Here is a 23,536-nt window from a genome sequence, read left to right as displayed (position 1 = left end):
TATGAAGAAAGAGTGGATTGCTCCTTTTGCTTTATTATTCGTCTCCTTTATTTGGGGAGCTACATTTGTCGTTGTTCAAAATGCAATGTCATTTGTGAATCCTTTTACATTTAACGCTATTCGTTTTTTATGTGCTGGCATCATTTTATTATTCATCCAAATTCTATTTTCAAAAAAGATTTCAAAGAAACAAATGTACTGTAGTAGTTTCGCTGGACTCATTGTAGGCTTTTTTCTGTTTGCTGGCTATCTTTTGCAAACATTTGGCTTGCTTTATACAACCTCTTCTAAAGCAGGATTTCTGACGGGGCTCAGCATTATTATGGTTCCGATTCTTTCATTCATTTTTTTAAAACAAAAGGCGTCGCCCTTTGTTTTAATCGGCATTCTCACTGCCACAATCGGCCTTTATTTATTAACTGCTGCTGATTCCTTTCAGCTTAATATCGGAGACATACTCGTTCTCGGCTGTGCGATTGCCTTTGCAGCCCATATTTTAATCAACGGCGTCTTTTCCAAAAAAATATCACCTTTATTATTAAGTACATCTCAAATCTTATCTGTCGGAGTCTTTTCGACTATTTGCGCCTTTTTATTTGAAGATTACGAAAAAATATTCTCTACTTCTTTATGGACGAACAGCGCTTTCTTATTTGCGCTACTTGCTACATCTTTATTTGCAACCTCTATTGCCTTTTTTATTCAAACAGCAGCCCAAAAACATACCTCTCCAACAAGGGTTGCGATTATTTTTGCAATGGAACCCGTCTTCGCTGCTTTAACAGGCGTCCTTGTTGCCGGTGAACAGCTATCTACTTCAGCCATCCTCGGCTGCCTTTGTATTTTTCTCGGTATGATTTTTGTGGAACTTCCTTCAAAAGCAAAAAAAGAAGCGCAGGCTGCGTGAAGTTAAGCTTGTAACTTCCGCATAAAAGCCTTTGCGCTTTTTTTATCGGTAATTTGTTCTTCTTTCAATCTTTCTAGCAGCGCCACAAAATAACTCCCATCAAACTCTAATTGATGTTTAATTGTCGCCTCAATCGCTGCGTTTACAATTGTATCCGATGCACCTGTATATCCTTGACCAAACCTAATAAACCCTTGTGCTTCTTCAGATAACTTGAATCCTTTTGCATATAAGAATGAAAGATAATCCTGCACTGTCTGCATGCTGTTCCCACCTAATTTAAAAATTGTCCCTTTCCTATCATACATGTTTTTATGCAAGATGAGAATGAATTTTCTTTGAAAATTTCTTTATTCGCACGCGTTTGGATTTTTCCTACATAAACAGGTTCTCCTATCCGAAGAACCTGTTTTCATCAAATTTATTTTTACACAAATAAAACCTTTCTTTGTGCCCCTTCTAAAATCCCTTCTTGCATTTGTTGTATGAATCGATAGACTTTGTCTCTTTGTAAAGTAGCTCGTTCTGCACCACCGTATTCACATAACAGCAGCATCAGCTCAAGTTTATCTTCTCTTTCCATCAAGGAATCTTGTTTCATATGCTCTACAAACGAGTTTGTACCTGTAACATATTCAATTTTTGTTTGTGAAAACACATTCATAACGCTTTTTTTCATATGGTACCGAACTGTACCTTCTTCCTTCATTTCTTTCACAATACTTTTAAATATATCATTTGTTATTTTCGTCTTTTCGGCAAAATAATGCATCCATTCTTTACACGTACGTCCTCGCTTCTGCTTCACATATTCCATAAGATGTTTTACATACCCACGATTACTAGTTTTTTCTTTGATGATTTCTAATTCTTCTTTATGGTTAAGCTGTAAATCCCCTTTGTTAAGTAACTCCATACATAATATACCAATCGTATATAGCGGTAGACTAAATGTATAACGACTATTAATATTGATTGGTTCCTCTACCAAAGAGATACTAATAAAATTTTTTGTCATTTCCCCCACTTCCTGCATCTATACTCCCCCTCTATACTAAAATTCCCAACCCTAATTGTGTTAATATATAATAAAGCGCTTTCTTTTATTATAAGTGTAATGTAACAATGGGAAAAGAATGCACTTTAAGGATAGAAAGTATCCTCTAGGATATGAAATGGAAGGTGAAAAACATGGGAAAAGACTTACGTGATGACGTATTACAAAAAATAAAGAGTAAAGAATTTCATTGCGCAAAAGAATTAACGTTATCTATTATAAGTGGCAAGTGGAAAATTGTTATTTTATATCGGCTAGGAATACATGGTCCAATGCGCTTTAGTGCTATTCAGCAACTTTTCCCAAAAATTACTCATAAAGTGTTAACCAAACAGTTACGTGAATTAGAAGATGATGGGGTCGTTACAAGAAAGGTCTATCCAGAAGTTCCACCTAAAGTTGAATATTCTTTAACAGAACTTGGTGAAAGCTTACAACCTATTTTACAAATGATGTATGACTGGGGAGAAAAAAGAATACAAGAATTAAAGCAGAAATCATAGTAAAATATTCTAACAAAAAAATGTCTGACCAAGCTCTACTTGATCAGACATTTTTTATAACATACTTATGAACATTTCAGGTCTGCCCCAATTCATTTGATTACAAACACTGCGCATCTTACTTTCATCAATTTCGTGCACACTTTCTTCTAATGAGCACGAAATGGGAACTTCACAATGAATTTCCGCTAATTGTAAGGATAGATTTAAATTCTCTAAATCATTTTCAATTTTTGTTCGCTGCGCTTTCGTCAACGATGAAATATTTTCTAATACCGCAGCTACTGTACCATATTCTTGAATTAATTTATAAGCCGTTTTTTCACCGATTCCTTTTACACCTGGATAATTATCACTTGTATCACCCATAAATGCTTTAGCGTGAACGATTTGCCAAGGCTCTACTCCTTTTTCTTCCATAATTTTTTCCGGGGTATAGTACTCATAATTTCCAACCCCTTTGCGAAGTAGCATGACTGTAACATTCGTATCAACAAGCTGCAATAAATCTGTATCGCCGGTTAATATATATACCTCTGCTTCACTGCAATACTTTTTCGCTAACGTTCCAATGCAGTCATCAGCTTCATACCCTTTCATACCGATGACAGGAATGGATAACTGTGCAGTCATTTCCTGAACTAAATCAAATTGCGGAATCAACTCTTCTGGAGGCGCTGCCCGATTTGCTTTATAATTTGAAAATGATTCTGTTCGGAATGTTGTACTGCCCATATCCCAGCACGTTACAATATGAGTGGGTTCAATCGTTTGCGCCGCCGTTAATAAATGTTTCATATAACCATGAATCCCATTTGTCGGAGTACCATCTTGTCGCTTCATAAATTGTCCGTATACACTTGTTGCATAAAAAGCACGAAATAATAATGCCATTCCATCAACTAACAATACTTTATTCATAATTCCTCTCCTACTAACAAAAAATAATAACCTCACGCTAACACGTAAGGTTATATCAAATAGATTACCATTCTACGTTTTTTCAACCCATTTATTATACAATGTTTTTTCATATTTAGCACCATTCGTAACTCAAGATGTTTGCATGCAACATGTATGAAGCAATCCAGGATACGTATTTTTACCTGTTGAAATAACAACTGCCTTCGCTGCACCACTTACCACTTTTGTTCCTTTAAAACATACATTTTCAAGTTGAAGTGGGTTGTAGTCTTTCATTCGTTTTAATGGAATAAAACGTTTGCGTTCGAGATAATAACAGCTTTCAAATTTCTCTACATTTGTTTCTTTTCCAGTTAACATAGATTCATCCACTAATAAATCATTTGCGTAAATAATGCGAACATCAGCTGGAACTGTATCACCTGCAGAAAGAAAAACGATATCTCCCGGAACAAGTTCTGTAACAGGAAGATTGATTCTTTTCGATTCTTGCTTCATCTCTCCTTCTACCCTAGAAACTGTAACTGTTTCCACATCACACTGCTCACGTTGTTTTGTCAAACTAGGAATCACTCCGCCTAGTTTCATGATTACATTTGTCAAAAGTGTACGTTTGGAAGAGAATTCATTTTTCCCGTACACATGGATACGCTTTTGTGCTTCTTTCATAGAAAGACCGTCTCTTGTTGTTTTAAAATAAACAAATACAGATTTCACGTCTCTTGTTGCGATTTCAATTAACAACTCTTTATTTTGTTGTAACAATATTTGTTCTTTCATTCCTTTTTTACTCTGTTTGTGAGAAGTGTTACCCACAAGTTTGTTTACATGTAACATATGCTCGTCTCCTCCTTTACAACATAGGAAGAAACGCTTTGTTTCTCAATTTACCCCACTTTAACAGTATCCCCTTTAAAGTGTTCCATATTTAGCTTACGATGCTCCAAAAGTGTCACCTTATGATTCCATATAGGGGGAGGAACAAGTCGTTTCCTACCTACATTATATATTTTTGCTTCCAAGTATATGGGTAACGGAACCGAGTCAGAGTTCGACATGCTCCTCACCTCCTCTTTCATTTTAATTACAATTCATACTATGAAAATTCTCATAGCACGTTAACAAAAAGACCTTTACTCAAAAACGAGTAAAGGCCATAACATACAGAAATAAACGATTTCTACTCCATATAGAAATCTACGAACCTCTCCCTCGCCGAGCTTTAGCACTGTATAGCATAGGTACATTACCAGCTACATTAAGAAAAACCTTAATTCGATCATTCCTGTTGACCCATTGGCGTCTCTCGACATTTTTGGGCAGTAGCATTTCTCTATACAGGAGCCTCACCTAACAGAGACTTTATTGCATTACATAGAAAATGTTACTCTGATTTAAAATAGATGTCAACACTTTCGGTTTAAAGTTTTTAAATTGCAACAAGTATTTCTTGGAAACTAGGAGCTTAATAGGTTAAACATCCAGCAATGACAATTCCGATGGACACGGATAAAAACATAAGGAAAAGGCCAACCGCCTGATTATCTTCTTCAATGCTTTGATTAATATTAAAACGAGGCGTTAACCATTCTGCTAAGTAGAACACAATGATTTGTGCCAATACACCAATTGCTCCCCATATAAGCATATCAAGCAATGAAACGGAATGAGCGGCCGTTGAATAAAGAACGATGGCGAGACCAAGAACTCTCCCTCCAAGCGCATAGCTCGCCGCTTTATTTCCTTTTGCCATAAGCGAAAATTCTTTCACTTTTGTCGTCACTTCCATAAGAAACAAACCGATGCATAAAAGACCTAACGAAACAACTAAATAAAGTAAAAAATTCGTCATGTATACTCCCCCTTTTTGATTCCTATAGGTAAATAATAAGATTCATTCCCTGTAATCTTTTCACCAGCACGTATCCCAATGCTACTTGGCTTCCCAGCAATTAAAAACGAACCAAATACATAGGACAAATCTTCTTTCCCTTTTGCAGTCTCAAGAGAAACAACTGGAAGTTCTATGTACTTTTGAAATACTGGTAGTTCTTTTTTATATGTTTGATATGTATTTTGCGTCATAATTTTCATGTCTTTATCACGAATTGTAACAGTGTCGCCTTCCCGGCCAAACGAAGGCTTTTGAACAAAGGCATCTTTTCCTAAAAATTCATCAGGCTCTAAGTATGTAGGAAGCATATATGTCTGAATCCACTCTTGTTCTTCCCTTGTATAAAAAGCCTCCTCCTCTGCTAACCCCCAAATTAAACTTTGAACGGATTTCGGCTGCATAAGAAAGGCCGAAATCGGATTAATAATCGAAAGCTTCCCTCTCTTCACAAGTTGCAATAACTCAATCCCAACAAAATCTCCAGTAATCGGGTCATGATCCTCAAGTAAGTCTTCAATTGGATACGTTTGCCGATATAAAACATCAATCGGAATACCGTCCGTATCAACTAAAGCTTCATCCGTAATTCTTAGCTCTGACATTGGTACGATTTTACTTTCCACTTGACATAATTCTCTCAAATATTGCGTTGTATTCCAATCTTCTATATGTTCATGATGAGCTGTAAATACTACATTTGGATTTGCAATTCCTTTCGCACTTTCCGTTACAGCTTTTGTTATCCCCGAAGAAAGAAGACGTTCTTGCTGCTTGTTTGGATCATAACAATCAAAGGCCTTACAAACTGCTCCATTTATTTGAAAACATTCCATAATAAAGGTCGGCGTATCGCTATTAAACTCCAGCATTTTTATTCCACCATCTGTCACAGCGAAATCAAAACGCGAAATAACAGATTCAGGAAACAAAGACCTCATTCTAATATAAGGTAGACTGGAAAGTGGAAATCCAAGTTCAAGAAGCTGTACGTCAGATAACGTGCGAAGAAGTCTAGCAGTCTTAAAAAATATTTTTCCCATTCGCTCTGTCGCAAGTTGTAAATTCCGAACCGTTTCTTCCGTTATTTCAAAAAGATAAAACAAGCTATATTCCCCACCATATAAATCAGACCAAAAATGAGGGAATTTGGAATAAAATCGTTTTCTTTCCTTTCTATATAAGGACATTATTCACCCTCCAAATCCACCTTTTGTACCGCTACCAATCCCTCCTTTAAATTTGGAAGAAGCTTGATACGACTTAAACTCCGATGATTTTGTAAGAGTATCCTTATTACGATAATATTTCCCGCCATAATAATAAGCTCCACCATGGCTCGAGTAACCATCATTACATCGCCAAACCCCCATCTCATCATCCCACTTCCACTTCGAACAACTTTTATCCTTTGGTTTTGGTGGAAGATCTTGTGTACAACCTGATACAGTAGTTGCCATTAAAGAAGTAATTACACTTGATACTAACAATTTTGTTTTTGTCACCTTCCCACTCCCCTTTATAAATTATATTTTTATTATAAAAGAATTCGTGATAAAGTAGAAGAAAAAGGAAGAGGGATGGAAATTGCGGTTAGAATATCGACTGAATAGTGAAGAGGAACAATATCCTGCCTTATGGAACTATACAAATATTCCTGTTTCGGAAGTCATCGCTAGAATGACCTGTGAGTATTTCGTGAAAGAAGGGGATACGTATGTTGTAACAGCAACCGCGATGGATCATGATGAAACAGCGGTCTTATACGTACAAAAAGAAGATTTTCTTAATGATCCCTTAGATCATACATATTCTCATATCGGTTTTGAAATTAGAGAGCTACAAGGGACGGACTCTATTTTACTTGAAAGTAAAGAGGTTTGGAATCATGAGGATATTTTATCGATTCTCCATTCCGATATCATCTATATACAAAAAGATGAACAATTTATAGAATTTACATTAGACTCAAGAGAAATTGATGAAGACCGAAAATGCTATGTGTATTATGGAACTTTTAATAACGAACATCGATAAGCTTTCCAATTACCATAATAAAAACCTTACGCCTCAAACGTAAGGTTTTTTATATAGTCCCACATCTGCCGTTCTCTCTAGATGTCCATAAACCTGCTCTCACAGGTGGATGTCCTCACAAACGCTTCCAGTTTCCTTCTTAAAAAGACGGCCTACTGTTTACATTTAAATATTGAACTTCCTTATTATACTCATTGGTTTAAGACATACATAAGCTACGTACACCGTAGGAATTTTATATGATATGAGTTGAAATAAAACCCCCGCACGTGCCGTTCCTCCTAAATGTCCAAAAACCCGCTACTCGCAGGTGGATGCCCTCACAGTTACCATACATCTTCCTCCACAAGGAAGGCTTGATTATAATAACTAAATGTTGAGCTTCCTTATTACTAACATCGGTTTTAGACATAAATGAGTTACGCACACCGCAGGATGTGTTATTTACTTGTCGTTATCTTACCACATTACAAACAATGTGTAAAATATAATATTTATACAACAACTTCTTACTGTGACCTTATTTTAATACAAAATATTTTCGTATGCAAGAGTTTACTACTGTTCTTTTTCAATTTCGTTTTCTGGATAAGAAATCCAATCGCTCCAACTTCCGGCATATAATTTTACATTCTGAAAACCAGCTGTTTGTAACGCTAATATATTCGGACAAGCCGTTACGCCAGAGCCACAATACACGATGATTTCTTTCTCTTTATCGAGATGATGGAAGCGCTCTTCTTGTTCTTTTTGTTCTTTGAACTTACCTTCTTCTGTGATTCCTTCTTTCCAAAAATAGTTTTGTGCTGTTGGAATATGTCCAGCCTGAGAATCCACTTGCTCTTCTATACCAGCATACCGTTTTGGCTCTCGCGAATCAATTAATGTCATATCGACATTGGTACGAATACTTTCTCTCACCTCTTCCATCGTTATAAGCATATTTTCTTGTACGTTTGGAATGAACTCTTTCCGCTTCACTTCAGTACATTCAGATTCTGTTGGTAAATTCCGTTCTTTCCATACATGAAATCCTCCATTTAACACATATACTTTCTTATGCCCTGCATACGTTAACAGCCACCATAAACGTGAAGCCATCGCACCGCTTTGACTATCATATGCAACAACTGTCGTATTTTCATCAATGCCAGCTTGCGAAAGCTTTTCGGCAAACTCTTTCATATTAGGAAGCGGATGGCGCCCACCGTGCTTCGTTACAGGGCTCGATAAATCACGATTCAAATCAAAATATAATGCGTAAGGGATATGCTCTTGTTCATACTGCTGCCGGCCCCAATTTGGATTTGCTAAATCAAAACGGCAATCAATCACTCGAACATGTTCATCTTCTATATGATTACGTAACCATTCAACCGTGACAATCATGCTTAACGACCTTCTTTCTCTGGCAAGCGCTTTACATACTCCATAACCATATTCGCTGTTACAATCTTACGCTGTGGTACGATACCTCGTTTAGCCAGTTCATTCATTTGTTTTGTGATCCTATTAATTGCATCTACCGAAAACTGCTTTCCACTTGACGCAAGTGCTACTACAGCATCAATTGCTGCTTCACGCTGCGCTTCTAATTGTAAAAAGGTCTTCACAATTTCATTTTGCTTACGAGAATGTGCTGTAATTGCTGTATGTACTTCCATCTTCACTACCCCCTAGATTTAATAAAGTGAAACTTTAATCAGTGGGAGTTTTCTTCATCCCCCGCTGATTATGAGCCCTCACCAATCGAGCTGTTACGGGCAGCCCTATTCCCATCTATCTTCCTTGCTTCTTTCTGAATCTTGAGGCGGGAGTCTTACTGCCCTAAAATAGCGGGATAAACCACTACTTAAAGCGTCATTGTAAGCCGAATCATATCACGACATACAATTTCATTTTCAATAATCTCCTCTTCATAATGCTTTGAAAAGTAATCAAAATCAATCGAAACAATGCGGAAACCACATTTTTGATATAAAGCAAGCTGCGAAACGCTAGAATTTCCTGTCCCTATTTCAAGTGTATGCATATGATATTCTTTCGCTGTTTGAATAGCGTGGCATAACAATTGTTTACCAATTCCTCTCCCTTGTAGCTCATCTACAACAGCAAGGTTCATGATTTCCATTGTATATGGCCTTGTTTCCAGTAATACATATACACCTATTACGTTTTCTTCATCTTTTGCAACATAAATGCGACCACGTTTTACATATGAATCAATTTGTTGCTCACTCGGATCAGCAAGCAATAATAATGGCCGAGGAGCATTTTCCTTTTGTATGCGTTCAATTACAATCGCTATAAAAATTCTCTCCTTTCTCTTGTTCTAAACCCTCCTTGTCTACCATAAGTAATACAAAGGAGGGATTCACCATGGACAACAATGAGAAAAAGTGCAACGTCATCTCAATTGATGCAAAGAAAAAGAAAAGTGAAACTTATTCCTATCCAAAATTAGTTATCGAAGGGAAAACATATGAATTTTCTTCATTCGTCTTATGCGGTGAAACACCGGATGGTAGACGTTTAGTATTAACTCATATGATTTCCACAGACGAGTTTGCCGGATTTGTAAAATCACTCGATACTGTTCTACAGAAGAAAATTGAGCGAATCTTTTTTTCATAAAGATTATAAAATATGAATCTCTTTCTCAATCGCTATCAATTGTTCTTGTAATTGTTCCTTACTTGTTTCATATAGTGACACATCAATTGTTTCTGCTAAAGCAAATAATAGACTTGCGTAATACTGCTTCACATCTTCCTGCATAACATTTTGGGATAAGTTCCATTTCCTTTCCCATTCCTGTTTATAATGATCAACAAATAATTTTTCTTCATCCGCTACATATTGAGATACGAAAGGCTCAAGCGCTTCTTTCGTATCGCTTTGCATAGCTGCTTTATCATTTTTTTCAAAAAAGCTTTTCTCATTTTTAAAATGAGATAACGCCTTTTTAAAATGTTTCATTTCAATAGATGGAAATGGTTCTTGATGTGCTATCACTTGATATTCATACTCTGCTACTTCGCTCATTGAAATGAATTCATTTTCTTTTTGGCATGTCATTACAATCTCATCTCTTGCCCGCCCTATCGCTTCATCAATCCATTTCTCAAGACGTAGTGATGTTGCTCGCATTTCTTGTAATACATCATGTTGGATAAACGCAACTAATTCCATAAGACATTCTTGTAATTTCACCTTCACACTTCCATCTGTTCGAAGTGCTGCAGGATTAATAAATTCCGTAAACACATCGTTATAACGTAAAAATAAGCGTTGCTGTACATAATATAACAGCTCTTTTACTTCATTCTTCATTGCTTGTTCTTCTGCCAAAACACTATATGATGAAATCATATGAAGTAGCCGTGCTCGCTCTGCTTCATATTTTTTTATTTGCTTCTCTTTTTCATTATTCCCTTGTTTTGCTCCCTGTATCATATTTGTTAGCAGCTGATCTGCACTTTGCAGTGCTCTGTATAAAGAATGTATCGATACAAGCATAAGATCGTGCATCATAAATGATGTAAATGACTCTTCAAATTTAGAAATTCCCGAATCTTGTAAAACACCATACTGTTCTTTCGCAATAACGTCACCTTGTTTTTCTTTTAATGCACATAAGCTGGAAATCGCAAAGAGACGCGGATTACGAATACCATATTGTAAGAGTTGCTCTGCAATATAACCTTTTACCATTTCAAGCTCTTCTTCAGATTGTGCTAAATCTGCAGCATTGATTAAAAAGAACATTTTATCAAGGGCAAATGTATCTTTGACGCGACCAAGCTGAATGAGAAACTCCCGATCTGCTCTTGAGAACACATGATTATAGTATGTTACAAATAAAATCGCATCTGCATTTTTAATATATTGGAATGCCACATCTGTATGGCGAGCATTAATTGAATCTGCTCCTGGCGTATCAACTAAAGCCACCCCTTGTCTTGTTAACGCACAGTCGTAATAAAGCTCCATATATTCCACAAAACATGACTTTTCTTCATTCGCGACATAATCAGCAAATTCAGCTACTGTTACTTGCACTTGCTCTCCTAACTGATTGAAAACCGCCCTATATCCTCTTTGTACTGCCCGCAAGAAACTAAATGTTGTTTTCTGCTTTCCACTTGGTGATGGATACTGAATAATTGTCTCTATTTGTGACAGCGCTTCTTCCAAAGTAGATATTTCATAATGAAACAGTTTATAAACAGCTTTCATATCTTCTAATAATGCCTGTTTTGATTTAAACTGAACAACTACCGTACCATGAGGTTTCTCCTTTGTAACCGGTAAAATTTGATTAATCGTCGCCGTTGTTGGATTTGGTGATACCGGAAGTACGTTTTCGCCAAGCAACGCATTGGCAAATGAAGATTTCCCTGCACTAAATGCTCCAAAAAGGGCAACGGTAAACTGCTTTGTTTCCACACGCTTTCTTTTTTCAAGCACCTCTTGATATAAATGCTGCAAAGTAGGAAGTGACTCTATTATCTTTTCTGCATCTTTTACCCGCTCTAATATGCGAGGAATATTTAATTTTGCTTCGCTCTTTCTTTCTTCCTCAGTATAAGAAAGTCTTTCCGTTTTCACTTCTTGTTCTTGTAATGTGAACTTCTCATTTACAACTAACTTCTTCCCTTGCAATATTTCTTCTATTTGTAACCCATCTGGCACAGGGATGCGCTCTCTCCAAATGTCCTGTAAGTAGTTCTCGTATTTATCATATGCTGCCGCATATTGTAATTTCGTTTCTTTTGCAGTTTGTAATACGGTATATTGCTCCAGTTCTTCATCAAGATGAACCATTTCTTCTTTGATCTTTTCTTTCAATATACTCGTACTGCTCTCTAAAATTTGCCGCGCTTTCGCAAAATATCTTTTCTTAAGCTCATTTGCGACATCTTCTGTATAAAGAAGTAAATAATCCCCTGTAAAACCAGCTCCTTGCTTAATCGTTTCTGCTAACAATGCAGGAGAAAAATCAATTTCCAATTCATATACGGATTTCCCTGTATTTTCTGTAAATAACCCCTTTTCTTTTAAGAAAGAGACGATAAATTCTTTCACGTGAAAATCAATTTGTGTTTCCACAGTCTTTTTCAGAGCAGAATAAAATGCTTCCAATCGCCTTTGTTTCTCTTGCTCTGTTTTTCCTTTTGCAAATAGGAAACCCACTTTAAATTTCGTTAACTTTGTTTCTAAATATTGATTTGCTAATTCTCTCATTTCAAACGGCATTAAATACGCATTATCCAATATTCCTTGTAAGCCTTTTATAAATTCATTTCTTACATCGGATTCTTTATGAATTGCGCGCTGTTTCTTTTCAAGAAGCATTTCCTTCTTTTCTTTCACTTCTGAAAGAGATAACGGCGAAGCTAATTCTTTTTCAAAAGGTTGAAGTTGCTTTTCATTTTCAGCAAGAATAGCAGAAAGGTACTCTTGTAATAAATATTCTGTTTCTCTTTCCATCCCTTGTTTCACATGTTGGTCGCGCTCTTTCATAATAGAAAATAGTAAACGCTCTAAACTTTGAATTTCATTATGCGGATGGTTCATCATTCGCAATGAAGTGTAAAAGATACCATCTACTTGAATATCCCAATTTAAAAATGATTGTTTCACGCTTTGCTTATACTCTGCAAATGACAATTCATTTTCTTTATGCTTATCAATTTGATTCACAACAAGATACACCGTTTTGTTGCGCTGCTTTAGCTCTTTCACAAATTGTAAGTTCACTTCAGACTGCACATGATTATAATCCATCATATAAAAAATAACATCCGCAAGATGCAGTGTAGATTCGGTCGCTAGTTGATGCGCATCATCTGTTGAATCAATTCCAGGAGTATCAACAAGCATAACACCATCAGGAATCGGTGCATCATTTCGGTAAATATGTACACCGATAATTTCATCCCCATTTTTACAGAGCTGTTTTAACTCTTCTGCTGAATATACACCACTATATTCATAATGCTCCCCTGATTTTAATGTAACAATAACTCGATCCAGTCCCTTTTCAATTTTAACGACATTTGCGCTAGTTGGAATTGGACTTGTTGGCAATAACTGTGCTTTGTACAAGTAATTCATCATCGTCGATTTTCCAGCAGAAAAATGCCCACAAAAAGCAATCATCAACTGCTCTTCTTTATATTTTTGAATTACTTCAAACAACTTCAAGCTATTTTCTGTATCCCCATGCTTTTGCCATTCTTCATAAAAACAAACAAGTTTTTTCATACTGTTTGTCTGTACTATGTTTGTCATCCCCTTGTTCCCCTTTATTCCAAGATGTATATACCTTATTATCATACTAAATTTTCAGCATATTCTCATTAAAAATAAAAAAATCCCTTTCATTCTTTTTATAGGATGAAAGGGATTTTATGTTAACTTTTTCATTTTGTTGCTCCGACTCCATTTAACACATACTTTGTTATGCCAATATACATAGCAACTGTGCCTGCAACAAATGCATATATCATTTCGCACACCAACCTTTTTTGATAATGATTATCACTTTTGAATACATTTTATCATTAAAGAGAATCATTATCAATACATTTCTAAAAAAGAAAGCCCCTTTCTTCCAAGGGGCTTTGACCACCTGTTTTAAAGGAGTGAAAAAATTTGTTGTGCATCTTTATTATATCTCATCAAGCGCATCTTAATAGCTTCAATAATTGGAAATTCCCGCTATGCCCTTTCCTGTCTATTTTGTATAATAAAAGGGATTTACTTGATAAGGAGGAGAATAATGGAACAAAATCTTTCGCAAGGTGAGAGGATTCATTCTATCGATATCATAAGAGGAATCGCTGTACTTGGTATTTTTCTTGTGAACTGGCCCGTTATTGCTGGTGTTGATTCTCGTGACATTACAGGAAGTTATGAAGGAATAGACAGCTATATTCGCCTATTTTATGACATGTTTATTCAAACAAAATTTTATACTATTTTTTCATTTTTATTCGGATTAGGCTTTTTCATTTTTATGCAGCGCGCTGAAGCGAAAACAGATCATCCAAAAACATTATTCGTTCGTCGACTTCTCATTTTATTATTATTCGGCTTCTTGCATTACGTCCTTTTATGGGATGGTGATATTTTACATAGTTATGCAATTGCGGGGTTTTTCTTATTATTATTTTACAAAAGACAACCACATACCATTTTAGTATGTTCATTGATTCTATTAGGTCTTTTCCAACTGTTTATGTTATTAGCTAGCATCATGATTGCTTTTATACCAATAGAAGAACTAGCGTCTTCTCTACCCATTATGCCATTAGAAAATTGGAGCATACAAGTGCAAGATCGCTTTCATGCCTTTTATTCTGAATCCATTGGTTTAAACATTTCAATGCTTCCCGAAACAGTTGGTTTATTCTTACTCGGCTTATACGCTGGCAAAAAAGACATTTTCCGCCAAGCAAAAGAATTAGATTCCAAACTAAAAAAGTGGCAAATCATTATGTTTATCTTAACACTTCCGATGTGGTTCTTTATGATTCGTTACTTTGTAACAAAACAGCCTTATGAACCAATCTACATGAGTGGTTTTACAATGTTTAGTGGGAAAACCTTATTTATTTTTTATATCCTCACACTTATGCGTTTATTACAAAAGGAACAATGGCAAAAATTATTACAGCCTTTCCAATATGTAGGACGAATGGCACTAACAAGCTACATTTCACACACAGCAATTACATTGATTGTGTTCGGTCTATTTTTCAAAAATGATTTGCCGGTTCCATTATGGATAGGCCCGCTATTTTGTATTAGTTTTTATGCACTACAAATCTTTATTAGCCGCTGGTGGCTCTCTCACTATCAGTATGGCCCACTTGAATACATTTGGCGCCTTGGTACGTATGGAAAAATGATGCCTTTAAAAAACAAAAGCAAGGTCTCTTCATGAGAACCTTGCTTTTGTTGATTTACATTTCTGTGACAGCACTTTTCATTGAAACTTGCTCTTCTTTTGTTTTCGCTCTGCGCTCCGGAATCATATGAAATACAATATTTAAAATAACCGCTGAAGCACTTCCAAGTACAATACCATTGTCTGTTAAAATACGAATACTTTCTGGAAATTGTGAGAATAACGTTGGAACGACTGTTACGCCAAGGCCAATTCCAACAGAACATGCCACGATAAGTAAGTTTTCTTGTTTTCCAAAATCAACATTGCTTAACATTTTAATTCCATATGCCATCACCATCCCAAACATTGCGAGCATTGCACCGCCAAGCACTGGCTTTGGAATAATCGTTGTAATGGCTGCAATTTTAGGGATAAATCCGAGCACAATTAACATACCACCACATACATAAATGATGATGCGATTTCGCACACCTGTTAATTGCACAAGACCGACGTTTTGTGAGTAAGTCGTATACGGAAAGGCATTAAAGATTCCACCTAAAATCATCGCCAATCCTTCAGCACGATACCCTTTTGTTAAATCTTTTTCGCCAATCTTTTTATTACATATATCAGATAAAGCAAAATATACCCCAGTTGCTTCCACTATCCCTACGCAAGCAACGAGAATCATCGTAATCATTGGAGTGAATGCAAATGTAGGTGTTCCGAAATAAAAAGGCTGTATTCCATGAAACCAATCCGCTTCCCAAACAGCCTGCAGGCTTACTTTCCCCATTAAAGCTGCCATAATCGTTCCAAATAAAAGACCAAGTAAAATAGAAATGGAACGAATAAATCCATCAAAGAAACGATACATAATAACGATAAATAGTAGCACACCAAATGCTAACGCTAAATTTTCCAAACTTCCAAAGTCTTTACTCCCTGCACCACCAGCCATATCATTAATGGCTGCTGGAACTAACGTAACCCCAATTACCGTAACAACAGAACCTGTTACAACAGGTGGAAATAACTTTACTAGTTTGCCAAATAGTTTCGCAAAAATAACAACGAACAATCCAGCAGCAATAATTGCTCCATATATAGAAGAAACACCATACTGCTTACCGATTGCAATCATCGGTCCAACCGCTGTAAATGTACATCCAAGTACAACCGGGAGACCAATTCCAAAAAAACGATTTGATAATGCTTGTAAGATTGTAGCAACGCCGCACATTAATAAGTCAATAGAAACTAAATAAGTTAATTCTTTCTGACTTAGTCCAAGTCCTCCGCCAACAATAAGTGGAACAATAATAGCCCCAGCGTACATCGCAAGCATATGTTGCATACCGAGAGAAGCAATTTTAAATGGATGTTGCTTCATTGCTATCTCACCTCCGCAGTTTCATGTTGAACAAAGGTAACCGTACCATCTTCAAGCGATGCAATTTCTGCCAATGATTCTACGCGAACGCCTCTCTCACGCAGTTTCTTCCCTCCATCTTGAAATGCTTTTTCAATTACGATCCCAATTCCCGAAACGCTCGCTCCAGCTTGCTCTACTAAGCTCATGAGCCCTAAAGCCGCTTGCCCATTTGCTAAAAAGTCATCAATAATTAACACTCGATCGTCTTCATGAATATGTTTTTTAGATAGTGAGATCTCATTTGTTTCTTGTTTTGTAAATGAATATACGTTTGCAACATACATATTCTCTTGTAACGTTAACGATTTACGCTTTCTTGCAAAGATTACTTTTACCCCAAGTTCTAAAGCCGCCATAACCGCTGGTGCAATCCCAGAAGATTCAATCGTCACGATTTTTGTAATTTTCTCTTCTTGAAAACGTTTTGCAAACTCTTTTCCGATTTCTTGCATAAGTACTGGATCAATTTGATGATTTAAAAATGCATCTACCTTCAATACATCACCAGATAAAACTTTTCCTTCACTTAAAATCTTTTCTTGTAATACTTTCATATTTGTTCCTCCTCTTATGCAAATAAAAAACCCCAAAAGCAGCCACCACTCGTTACAAGTGAGAGACGCGCTTTTGGAGCTTCGCGAAAAAAAGAATACGAAACAAGCAAATCTATTCGTCCTCACTCATAGTCGAAGTATTTACGGTACTTCGGTAGAAACTTGCAGGCCTTATTCCTGCGATTATATGAGTGTAGCTAACTTATTTATTTATAGATGGATTATAACGCACTTTTTTTACTTTGAAAAGCATTTCTAAGAAAAACACGTACAAATATTATCGAAATATCTTTTTTGTTCGACTTTTAAAACCCTTTCACCTCCCTCTATATTTATAAAAAATTCTTTTTGAGTCACACATATTTATTTCTTGTAACATAAAGGGAAACTTTAATCAGTGGGGGGTTCTTCATCCCCCGCTGATTATGAGCCTTCACCAATCGAGCTGTTACGGGTAGCCCTCCTCCCACCTATCTTCCTTGCTTCTCTCTGAATCTTGAGATGGGAGCCTTACTGCCCTCAAATAGCGGGATAAACACAAAATCATGGTATATCAGTGATTCGGCACATCGCCACTACGAATAAATAGAAACAAAGACCCAAATTTGTAAAAAGAGACCACCTAAAAGGAGACCACTTTATAATAAAAAGGAGGCTGTCACCTACTCTATACAGGTGATAGTCTCCTTTTCACTCTCAATATTTTGATAAAATACTTGTTATGTTTTCAAAGCAGTCCCTTTAGGTTCTTCATTTTTTTAGTTCATAAATCTCTTTATATTTTGTTTCTAAATAGTCCGCTAAATAATTCGCATTTAGCCCCTCACCAGTTACATCCTCTAATATTTGTAATGGTTTTTTCATTTTACCATATTGGTGAATATTTTTTGTCAGCCATTCGCGAATTGGTGTGATATTCCCTTCTTCTAATAATGCATCGAAGTTCGGAATATCTTCTAACATCTTATGTTTAAATTGTGCGGCGTACATGTAACCAAGTGCATAAGATGGGAAATAGCCAAACGATCCATCTGCCCAATGGATATCTTGCAATACTCCTTGTACATCTGTTTCTGGACGAATGCCTAAATAACTCTCCATTTTATCATTCCATGCTTTTGGTAAATCTTTTACTTCCAACGTTCCGTCAAATAATTCTTTTTCTAACTCATAGCGAACCATAATATGTAATGGATACGTTAATTCATCTGCCTCAATGCGGATAAAGGAAGGCTTTGATTCATTGATTGCATCATAAAATTCATCTACTGACACATTTTCAAATTGTCCCTCACTAAATTGCTTCAATAATTCATAATTGTTCTTCCAGAAAGATTTATGACGCCCAATAAAGTTTTCAAAAAATAGCGATTGTGATTCATGAATCCCCATTGAAGTACCACTGCAAAGCGGTGTTCCTTCTAAATCCTCGGAAATATTTTGTTCATATACAGCATGCCCACATTCATGAATTGTTCCAAACACAGCCGTTCGGAAGTCATTCTCATCATAACGAGTCGTAATGCGAACATCGCCTCTATTTAATGTAATTTCAAATGGATGAATCGTTTCATCTAAACGCCCAGCTTCAAAGTTATAATTTAATTGTTTTAATACTTCTAAAGTAAAATTCTTTTGTTGCTCCTTTGGAAAATGCTTAAATAATACATCTGTTTTTAATGTTTTATGAGACGCTGAAATGTCTTTCACAAGCGGTACAATTCGCTCACGTAATTGTCCAAATACATGGTCTAATATTTCTACTGTTACACCCGGTTCATACATATCTAACAACGTATTATATTTATACGTATCATAACCCCAATATGTAATAAATTTCTTCTTATATGCAACAATTTTTTCTAAATATGGTCTGAACATTTCAAAATCAGACTTTTCACGTGCTTCCCCCCAAACACTTTCTGATTTTGCTTGTAATTTTACAAACTCTTCATACTCAGCTTGTGGAATTTTTTTATTTTGGTCATACTTTTTGCGACACTCTTCTACAATTTTTTTCGTTGTTTCGGAAATTGTATTCTCTGCAATTCGTTGTTCTAATACTGTTAAATATCTCTCCATCTCATCAGAAGTTGATAAAGAAAAGACTTCTGACGAAAGCATTCCGATGACTTCAGAGCGCTGATCTACCCCTTGTTTTGGAGCACCTGTACGCAAGTCCCAAAATATTAAATTAAGTGCTTCGCCATAATTATTTATCTTTTTCACATATGCTAAAAATTCTTTTTCTAATTCATGTGTAGCGATTTTCATATCTCATTCCCTCCTTTTTCTATCTCCCCTTTATTTCGACATAAATAGATAAATTCCTTTTCTCCCTATAGAAAAAAGCTTGGCATTGACCAAGCTTTTTTCGTTAGATCATTATTCCTTCTACTGGCAGTACTTTCTTTACAGCTTCGACAACCTTTTCATTCTCATTTTCAGACAAGAATAACGAAATCGCTCCTTTGTCCTCACTTGTACGAATTAAGCGTCCAATTCCTTGACGAAGTCGTAAAATCATATATGGTACATCTACGTTCCAAAATGAATCATTTACATGTTTTCGTTTCGCTTCAAACACAGGGTCATTTGGAGGGAATGGAAGCGACCAAATAATGACATGTGATAATGATGAACCAGGAATATCTAACCCTTCCCATAAATGAACAGCACAAAGGACAGTCTCTTCTTCATTTTGGAAACGTGAAACGAGCTGACTAATTTCTTGATCTCCCTCATATAAGAACGGAATAGACATTTGTTCTTTGCTTACGTATTCTTTAAGGACAGCAAGCTCCTCAGTTGTTCGGAACAATACAAGTGTACGTCCATTGGTTTTTTGAATATTTTCAAGTATATATTGACACTTTCTTTCCCATGCATTTTCTTCATTATAGGATGGTAAATACACTTTCATTTGTTCTTCATAATCAAATGGAGAAGCAACCGAGAACGATAGATAATCTTTTATGCCGAGACTATTTGCGGTAAATGCAAATGAACCATTTTCAGATAATGTAGCAGAAGAGAAAATATACGGGATTTTTTTAGAGAATACTTTCTCTTGTAATACTTCTTCTACTGCACGTGGCATAATAACTAATGTAAATGTTCCATCCCCTTCTTCTCCCCACGTAATCGCATTTTTTTCATGCATGAAAAGACGAAGTGAATGTTCCAGTACATCTAAATGCTCGTCAACAATATTTAAATCATATGTGTTGACTGTATACATTTCACTTTCAAATACCAATGCATCGCCGACTTCAGCAATTTTGGCATATAATCGTTTTGCTTCTGTAGTCACTTTTTCTGTTACCGTAATTTCCAAACGATCTGACCCTGGAATTTCTTGTTTATTCTCTTGTAAAACATCAAAGAAACGTTCTGTCTGCCAAATTGTTTCTTCTATTAAATGAGCAAATTCTTCACGAATATCATTTTGCAACAATCTTGTTAATAATTGTTCCATCATCGTTTGCTTTAATCGATACGTTAGTGCTTTTTGCGCTGCATATTCAACCAAATGTCCTTCATCAAAAACGACACAGCTACTTTCTGGTAGAAGCGGCATCTGTCCTTCACGCTTACGAGCATCATATGTCCAAATGTGGTCCATATAGAAATCTTGAGAACAAATAATTAAATCTGCTGCTTTACGGTAATGTTCACGAGAAAGCGTTTGACCGCAGCGATGGCGAGATTCACATGTGAAACAATCTTGGAAATAATCCCAAGATACTTTTGACCACTCTTCATCATTTAATAGCGGAAACTCTTTACGATCTCCATATGGTGTAAAATTTTGCATTGTTCCGTGATCAAATACAAATTGCGGCAATTCATAATATAAATCTTCAATTACTTCTGGAGCTCGTCCACTCATTACATCTTCTAGTTTACGTAAACATAAATAATTATCCATTGATTTTGCAAGTCTAACATCAACAGATAACCCTAACGCTTCTGATAACTTCGCGATGTCCCCTTCTTCTTTTACAAGCTGTTCAATTAGCGTTTCATCTGCACAAGCGATAATAGCCGGCTTTCCTGTATAACGTGCATAACAAATTGCATATAAAAGATATACAATTGTTTTCCCTGTTCCAACACCAGCCTCAGCAAACATAACCTTCTTCTCTTGAAACGCTCGTTCTAATTGAAACGCCATAAAAATTTGTTCATCGCGCTCTTCAAAACCTTTTTCTGGGAGGATATCGTAAAATACATCTCCAATCCACTCATTCAACTTATCATAAAAATTATCTTGTTTCCCTACTTCAAATGGTAATCTCTTCTTAGTAAACATGCTTAGCCTCCAACCAAAAAGTTTTTCTATAAAAAGATATAGCAACTGCTACTTATAAATAGCAGTTGCTTTCCCCTGTTGTAATACATAGAAATGCGTGAAAAAAGTTTTCCTTTATGTAAAGGAAAACTTTTTTTACTCTATTAATGACTTTAAATAACGCTTATCAATTAATGTTTCATATGATAACGCAGATAAATATTCTTCCTGTGCCTTTTGAATTTCATCTGCTGCTACACTTTGAAAATCAAGTTCTTTGCCGAGTTCATCATACGTACGATGAATCGCTTTTTGAATCATTGACAACTGGAACCCATCCATATCGATTCCTCCTTTTGCACATTACATAGTAGCCAGTATATGCGCAAAAAAGAGGTTTTATACTACGAATTACGAGGCGGACGTTTTCCAAAGTATTGGTAGTAATCTGTCACCACAATATACTCATAAACATAGTAATTTAAAGGTTTCCTCTAATTTCTTTTTTCCGAATCATTTGTTACTACTTCCATAATAATATGTCTAGAAAAAAAATACAATGGATTTATGTATTAGACACATCATTGTATCTTAACATACTTCATCGGTATCTACAATAATTAAAATTCCTAATATCCTACTAACGCGTTCATAAATAAAAATAGGGAATTTAACTCTCTTTCTTTTTTCGACTTTCTTTTAGGCATTCATAATTTTTCTCTATTAGTAAAGTCAGAAGTTCAAGCGTTTCAGGATTTTGTTCAACCATTTCTTTTAATCCAGAAAAATAAGCAATAAAATCTTCTCCAACTGCTTTATGTGTAGTCCCCCTCAACTTCCCTTCTGTAACTTTCATAAACATAAAATACTCGCTAGCAATTTCAAACATAGTTTCTGCAATTTCTTTAGTAATAACTTCGGATGGCTTCTTGAAATCATTACCTTGAAACCCGCTATATAGACTATTATTTTTTAAATTGTTTAATGTTTTCTCAAACGCTTTAACCCCTTGACTCTCAGGTATACCAACAATCTTTTCTAACCCTTTCACATTTACAGTGGGCATCATCATAAACAATCTAATTTTAGGGTTGTGATTCACCAAACGTTTATGCAAATCCTTCCAATTATAATTTTTATCCATTGCACTTTCAGTCAACGCCCTACCAAACATCGGAATTTTAGATAATTCTTCACACATTAAATGAGAAAGAGTATAAGCACGTGCATATCTTTTATTTTCTAATAATAACTTTGCATCCTCTATTAATTCACTTGCATTTTCAATAACTTTTAAACTCATATTTTCTACTTCATCTACGGTTAACTTTTTAGCCATTTTTATCCCCCAACTCTTACTGTGTACTTAACAAGAATAATAAAAACTGCTCTTTTATCATCAACAAATCATTTATTACTTTTGGATAAACTCTTCCATCCTAGATACCGAATAAAAACCATTATCTTCATCGTCTAAAGGAAGAACTTTTTTAATTGCAACAATGTCCTTTAACATCTCTGACATTATTTTTTTTACTTCACCTGCATTACCGTTCCCTTGATGGAATTTAACTGATTCAGTTATAAATATTTTTGAGTTACTCAATAAATTTTTAATGTTCGTCTCAACACTTTCAAATTCTTCTGGTAAATACTTCACGCTAAGTTCAACATTATAGATACTTTTCTCTAATCCCCTCAATTTTTCTTTTAACTCTTTATCTGTTGTTGCTTTGTTACTTATCTTATCTGCAACATCATCCACATAAGAAATTAAAGTATTAACTTGCCCAGGTAATATCTTTAAAACCGATTCACTGGCTTCCTTTTTCTTTTCTTCTGTTTGAGCATCCGCTTGTTCTTTTACTCTATCTTCTGTTTTTGAATTTTCTTCAAACGCTTTATCTGCCAACGTTTCTTCTTTATTATTTTCACATCCCATAAGCAATAAGAAAATAATAATCATTGTAAAAGCAAGCACCAGATTTTTATTTTTATATTTCATATACTCCACCCCTTGTTAAACGTTTA

General features: G+C 35.6%; 23 protein-coding genes, 2 other RNA genes and 2 riboswitches. Of the genes, 5 read left to right on the top strand and 20 right to left on the bottom strand.

Annotation, left to right across the window (positions count from 1 at the left end; genetic code table 11):
- The first annotated feature begins 1 nt into the window (after window position 1).
- Window positions 2-907: a DMT family transporter gene (locus BCER98_RS07015; RefSeq protein ID WP_012093810.1), complete on the top strand. Its 906-nt coding sequence runs from the start codon at window positions 2-4 to the stop codon at window positions 905-907.
- 2 nt (window positions 908-909) lie between these two features.
- Here the strand turns inward: BCER98_RS07015 and BCER98_RS07010 are convergent, their stop codons facing one another.
- Window positions 910-1,170 (bottom strand): DUF6123 family protein, encoded by a 261-nt coding sequence (locus tag BCER98_RS07010; RefSeq protein WP_012093808.1) that lies wholly within the window; start codon window positions 1,168-1,170, stop codon window positions 910-912.
- 164 nt (window positions 1,171-1,334) lie between these two features.
- Entirely contained in the window at window positions 1,335-1,943 is a 609-nt protein-coding gene (locus tag BCER98_RS07005) for a hypothetical protein (protein WP_012093807.1), read from the bottom strand.
- A 155-nt stretch (window positions 1,944-2,098) separates the two neighbouring features.
- On the opposite strand from BCER98_RS07005, the gene BCER98_RS07000 reads away from it, so the two are divergent.
- A complete protein-coding gene (locus BCER98_RS07000) occupies window positions 2,099-2,467 on the top strand; it encodes a winged helix-turn-helix transcriptional regulator (protein WP_012093806.1) in 369 nt (122 codons plus the stop codon).
- Between the two features lie 54 nt (window positions 2,468-2,521).
- On the opposite strand, the gene BCER98_RS06995 is transcribed toward BCER98_RS07000, so the two are convergent.
- From BCER98_RS06995 to BCER98_RS06975, 5 genes are all read right to left on the bottom strand, one after another.
- Window positions 2,522-3,388, bottom strand: a complete 867-nt coding sequence (locus BCER98_RS06995; protein WP_012093805.1) for a 5'-3' exonuclease — start codon at window positions 3,386-3,388, stop codon at window positions 2,522-2,524.
- Window positions 3,389-3,520: 132 nt separating this feature from the next.
- A complete protein-coding gene (locus tag BCER98_RS06990; RefSeq protein ID WP_012093804.1) occupies window positions 3,521-4,228 on the bottom strand; it encodes a P-type ATPase in 708 nt (235 codons plus the stop codon).
- Between the two features lie 364 nt (window positions 4,229-4,592).
- Window positions 4,593-4,756, bottom strand: a riboswitch (M-box (ykoK) riboswitch).
- Window positions 4,757-4,856: 100 nt separating this feature from the next.
- Window positions 4,857-5,243 carry a DUF350 domain-containing protein gene (locus BCER98_RS06985; RefSeq protein ID WP_012093803.1) on the bottom strand — a complete coding sequence of 129 codons (387 nt, stop codon included), beginning with the start codon at window positions 5,241-5,243 and terminating at the stop codon, window positions 4,857-4,859.
- Entirely contained in the window at window positions 5,240-6,472 is a 1,233-nt protein-coding gene (locus BCER98_RS06980) for a glutathionylspermidine synthase family protein (protein ID WP_012093802.1), read from the bottom strand. The genes BCER98_RS06985 and BCER98_RS06980 overlap by 4 nt, the downstream gene beginning before the upstream one ends.
- 3 nt (window positions 6,473-6,475) lie before the next feature.
- Window positions 6,476-6,787: a hypothetical protein gene (locus BCER98_RS06975; RefSeq protein WP_012093801.1), complete on the bottom strand. Its 312-nt coding sequence runs from the start codon at window positions 6,785-6,787 to the stop codon at window positions 6,476-6,478.
- A gap of 82 nt (window positions 6,788-6,869) precedes the next feature.
- On the opposite strand from BCER98_RS06975, the gene BCER98_RS06970 reads away from it, so the two are divergent.
- Entirely contained in the window at window positions 6,870-7,319 is a 450-nt protein-coding gene (locus BCER98_RS06970) for a hypothetical protein (protein WP_012093800.1), read from the top strand.
- Between the two features lie 52 nt (window positions 7,320-7,371).
- Here the strand turns inward: BCER98_RS06970 and ssrS (BCER98_RS20770) are convergent.
- The 5 genes from ssrS (BCER98_RS20770) to BCER98_RS06955 all read right to left on the bottom strand — a co-directional run bounded on the left by ssrS (BCER98_RS20770) (window position 7,372) and on the right by BCER98_RS06955 (window position 9,627).
- A non-coding RNA gene (gene ssrS, locus BCER98_RS20770) (6S RNA) lies at window positions 7,372-7,555 on the bottom strand.
- A gap of 20 nt (window positions 7,556-7,575) precedes the next feature.
- Window positions 7,576-7,759, bottom strand: a non-coding RNA gene (ssrS, locus tag BCER98_RS20765) — 6S RNA.
- 118 nt (window positions 7,760-7,877) lie between these two features.
- Entirely contained in the window at window positions 7,878-8,708 is an 831-nt protein-coding gene (locus tag BCER98_RS06965) for a sulfurtransferase (RefSeq protein ID WP_012093799.1), read from the bottom strand.
- Between the two features lie 2 nt (window positions 8,709-8,710).
- Complete coding sequence (locus tag BCER98_RS06960) at window positions 8,711-8,983, bottom strand: YpbS family protein (protein WP_012093798.1); 273 nt, start codon at window positions 8,981-8,983, stop codon at window positions 8,711-8,713.
- Window positions 8,984-9,171: 188 nt separating this feature from the next.
- Window positions 9,172-9,627 (bottom strand): GNAT family N-acetyltransferase, encoded by a 456-nt coding sequence (locus BCER98_RS06955; RefSeq protein WP_041809603.1) that lies wholly within the window; start codon window positions 9,625-9,627, stop codon window positions 9,172-9,174.
- Between the two features lie 71 nt (window positions 9,628-9,698).
- Between BCER98_RS06955 and BCER98_RS06950 the strand changes: the two genes are divergently transcribed.
- Entirely contained in the window at window positions 9,699-9,953 is a 255-nt protein-coding gene (locus BCER98_RS06950) for a DUF3931 domain-containing protein (protein ID WP_012093796.1), read from the top strand.
- Window positions 9,954-9,956: 3 nt separating this feature from the next.
- Here the strand turns inward: BCER98_RS06950 and BCER98_RS06945 are convergent, their stop codons facing one another.
- The gene (locus BCER98_RS06945) at window positions 9,957-13,616 is read right to left on the bottom strand and encodes a dynamin family protein (RefSeq protein ID WP_012093795.1); all 3,660 of its coding nucleotides are present in this window, start codon (window positions 13,614-13,616) and stop codon (window positions 9,957-9,959) included.
- A 490-nt stretch (window positions 13,617-14,106) separates the two neighbouring features.
- Here BCER98_RS06945 and BCER98_RS06940 point away from each other — a divergent pair, with 490 nt between their 5' ends.
- Window positions 14,107-15,273 carry a DUF418 domain-containing protein gene (locus tag BCER98_RS06940; protein WP_012093794.1) on the top strand — a complete coding sequence of 389 codons (1,167 nt, stop codon included), beginning with the start codon at window positions 14,107-14,109 and terminating at the stop codon, window positions 15,271-15,273.
- A 19-nt stretch (window positions 15,274-15,292) separates the two neighbouring features.
- Here BCER98_RS06940 and pbuX read toward each other — a convergent pair whose 3' ends face one another.
- From pbuX to BCER98_RS06905, 7 genes are all read right to left on the bottom strand, one after another.
- Window positions 15,293-16,615, bottom strand: a complete 1,323-nt coding sequence (pbuX, locus tag BCER98_RS06935; RefSeq protein WP_012093793.1) for a xanthine permease PbuX — start codon at window positions 16,613-16,615, stop codon at window positions 15,293-15,295.
- A gap of 2 nt (window positions 16,616-16,617) precedes the next feature.
- Entirely contained in the window at window positions 16,618-17,211 is a 594-nt protein-coding gene (locus BCER98_RS06930; RefSeq protein ID WP_012093792.1) for a xanthine phosphoribosyltransferase, read from the bottom strand.
- Between the two features lie 109 nt (window positions 17,212-17,320).
- Window positions 17,321-17,422, bottom strand: a riboswitch (purine riboswitch).
- A gap of 539 nt (window positions 17,423-17,961) precedes the next feature.
- Window positions 17,962-19,485, bottom strand: a complete 1,524-nt coding sequence (locus BCER98_RS06925) for a carboxypeptidase M32 (RefSeq protein WP_012093791.1) — start codon at window positions 19,483-19,485, stop codon at window positions 17,962-17,964.
- A 103-nt stretch (window positions 19,486-19,588) separates the two neighbouring features.
- Complete coding sequence (locus BCER98_RS06920) at window positions 19,589-21,526, bottom strand: ATP-dependent DNA helicase (RefSeq protein WP_012093790.1); 1,938 nt, start codon at window positions 21,524-21,526, stop codon at window positions 19,589-19,591.
- A 135-nt stretch (window positions 21,527-21,661) separates the two neighbouring features.
- Complete coding sequence (locus BCER98_RS06915) at window positions 21,662-21,847, bottom strand: DUF3921 family protein (RefSeq protein ID WP_012093789.1); 186 nt, start codon at window positions 21,845-21,847, stop codon at window positions 21,662-21,664.
- A gap of 328 nt (window positions 21,848-22,175) precedes the next feature.
- Complete coding sequence (locus BCER98_RS06910; RefSeq protein ID WP_012093788.1) at window positions 22,176-22,844, bottom strand: AbiV family abortive infection protein; 669 nt, start codon at window positions 22,842-22,844, stop codon at window positions 22,176-22,178.
- Window positions 22,845-22,919: 75 nt separating this feature from the next.
- A complete protein-coding gene (locus BCER98_RS06905) occupies window positions 22,920-23,510 on the bottom strand; it encodes a hypothetical protein (protein WP_012093787.1) in 591 nt (196 codons plus the stop codon).
- Window positions 23,511-23,536 lie beyond the last annotated feature (26 nt).

The sequence above is a fragment of the Bacillus cytotoxicus NVH 391-98 genome (assembly GCF_000017425.1).
GTDB lineage: Bacteria > Bacillota > Bacilli > Bacillales > Bacillaceae_G > Bacillus_A > Bacillus_A cytotoxicus.
This window is presented reverse-complemented; position numbering and strand designations above follow the sequence as displayed.

Excerpts from the sequence above, each read along its gene's own strand:
- BCER98_RS07015 (WP_012093810.1), top strand. The coding sequence starts at position 2 with ATGAAGAAAGAGTGGATTGCTCCTTTTGCTTTATTATTCGTCTCCTTT.
- BCER98_RS07010 (WP_012093808.1), bottom strand. The coding sequence starts at position 1,170 with ATGCAGACAGTGCAGGATTATCTTTCATTCTTATATGCAAAAGGATTC.
- BCER98_RS07005 (WP_012093807.1), bottom strand. The coding sequence starts at position 1,943 with ATGCAGGAAGTGGGGGAAATGACAAAAAATTTTATTAGTATCTCTTTG.
- BCER98_RS07000 (WP_012093806.1), top strand. The coding sequence starts at position 2,099 with ATGGGAAAAGACTTACGTGATGACGTATTACAAAAAATAAAGAGTAAA.
- BCER98_RS06995 (WP_012093805.1), bottom strand. The coding sequence starts at position 3,388 with ATGAATAAAGTATTGTTAGTTGATGGAATGGCATTATTATTTCGTGCT.
- BCER98_RS06990 (WP_012093804.1), bottom strand. The coding sequence starts at position 4,228 with ATGTTACATGTAAACAAACTTGTGGGTAACACTTCTCACAAACAGAGT.
- BCER98_RS06985 (WP_012093803.1), bottom strand. The coding sequence starts at position 5,243 with ATGACGAATTTTTTACTTTATTTAGTTGTTTCGTTAGGTCTTTTATGC.
- BCER98_RS06980 (WP_012093802.1), bottom strand. The coding sequence starts at position 6,472 with ATGTCCTTATATAGAAAGGAAAGAAAACGATTTTATTCCAAATTCCCT.
- BCER98_RS06965 (WP_012093799.1), bottom strand. The coding sequence starts at position 8,708 with ATGATTGTCACGGTTGAATGGTTACGTAATCATATAGAAGATGAACAT.
- BCER98_RS06960 (WP_012093798.1), bottom strand. The coding sequence starts at position 8,983 with ATGGAAGTACATACAGCAATTACAGCACATTCTCGTAAGCAAAATGAA.
- BCER98_RS06950 (WP_012093796.1), top strand. The coding sequence starts at position 9,699 with ATGGACAACAATGAGAAAAAGTGCAACGTCATCTCAATTGATGCAAAG.
- BCER98_RS06945 (WP_012093795.1), bottom strand. The coding sequence starts at position 13,616 with ATGACAAACATAGTACAGACAAACAGTATGAAAAAACTTGTTTGTTTT.
- BCER98_RS06940 (WP_012093794.1), top strand. The coding sequence starts at position 14,107 with ATGGAACAAAATCTTTCGCAAGGTGAGAGGATTCATTCTATCGATATC.
- pbuX (WP_012093793.1), bottom strand. The coding sequence starts at position 16,615 with ATGAAGCAACATCCATTTAAAATTGCTTCTCTCGGTATGCAACATATG.
- BCER98_RS06930 (WP_012093792.1), bottom strand. The coding sequence starts at position 17,211 with ATGAAAGTATTACAAGAAAAGATTTTAAGTGAAGGAAAAGTTTTATCT.
- BCER98_RS06925 (WP_012093791.1), bottom strand. The coding sequence starts at position 19,485 with ATGAAAATCGCTACACATGAATTAGAAAAAGAATTTTTAGCATATGTG.
- BCER98_RS06920 (WP_012093790.1), bottom strand. The coding sequence starts at position 21,526 with ATGTTTACTAAGAAGAGATTACCATTTGAAGTAGGGAAACAAGATAAT.
- BCER98_RS06915 (WP_012093789.1), bottom strand. The coding sequence starts at position 21,847 with ATGGATGGGTTCCAGTTGTCAATGATTCAAAAAGCGATTCATCGTACG.
- BCER98_RS06910 (WP_012093788.1), bottom strand. The coding sequence starts at position 22,844 with ATGGCTAAAAAGTTAACCGTAGATGAAGTAGAAAATATGAGTTTAAAA.
- BCER98_RS06905 (WP_012093787.1), bottom strand. The coding sequence starts at position 23,510 with ATGAAATATAAAAATAAAAATCTGGTGCTTGCTTTTACAATGATTATT.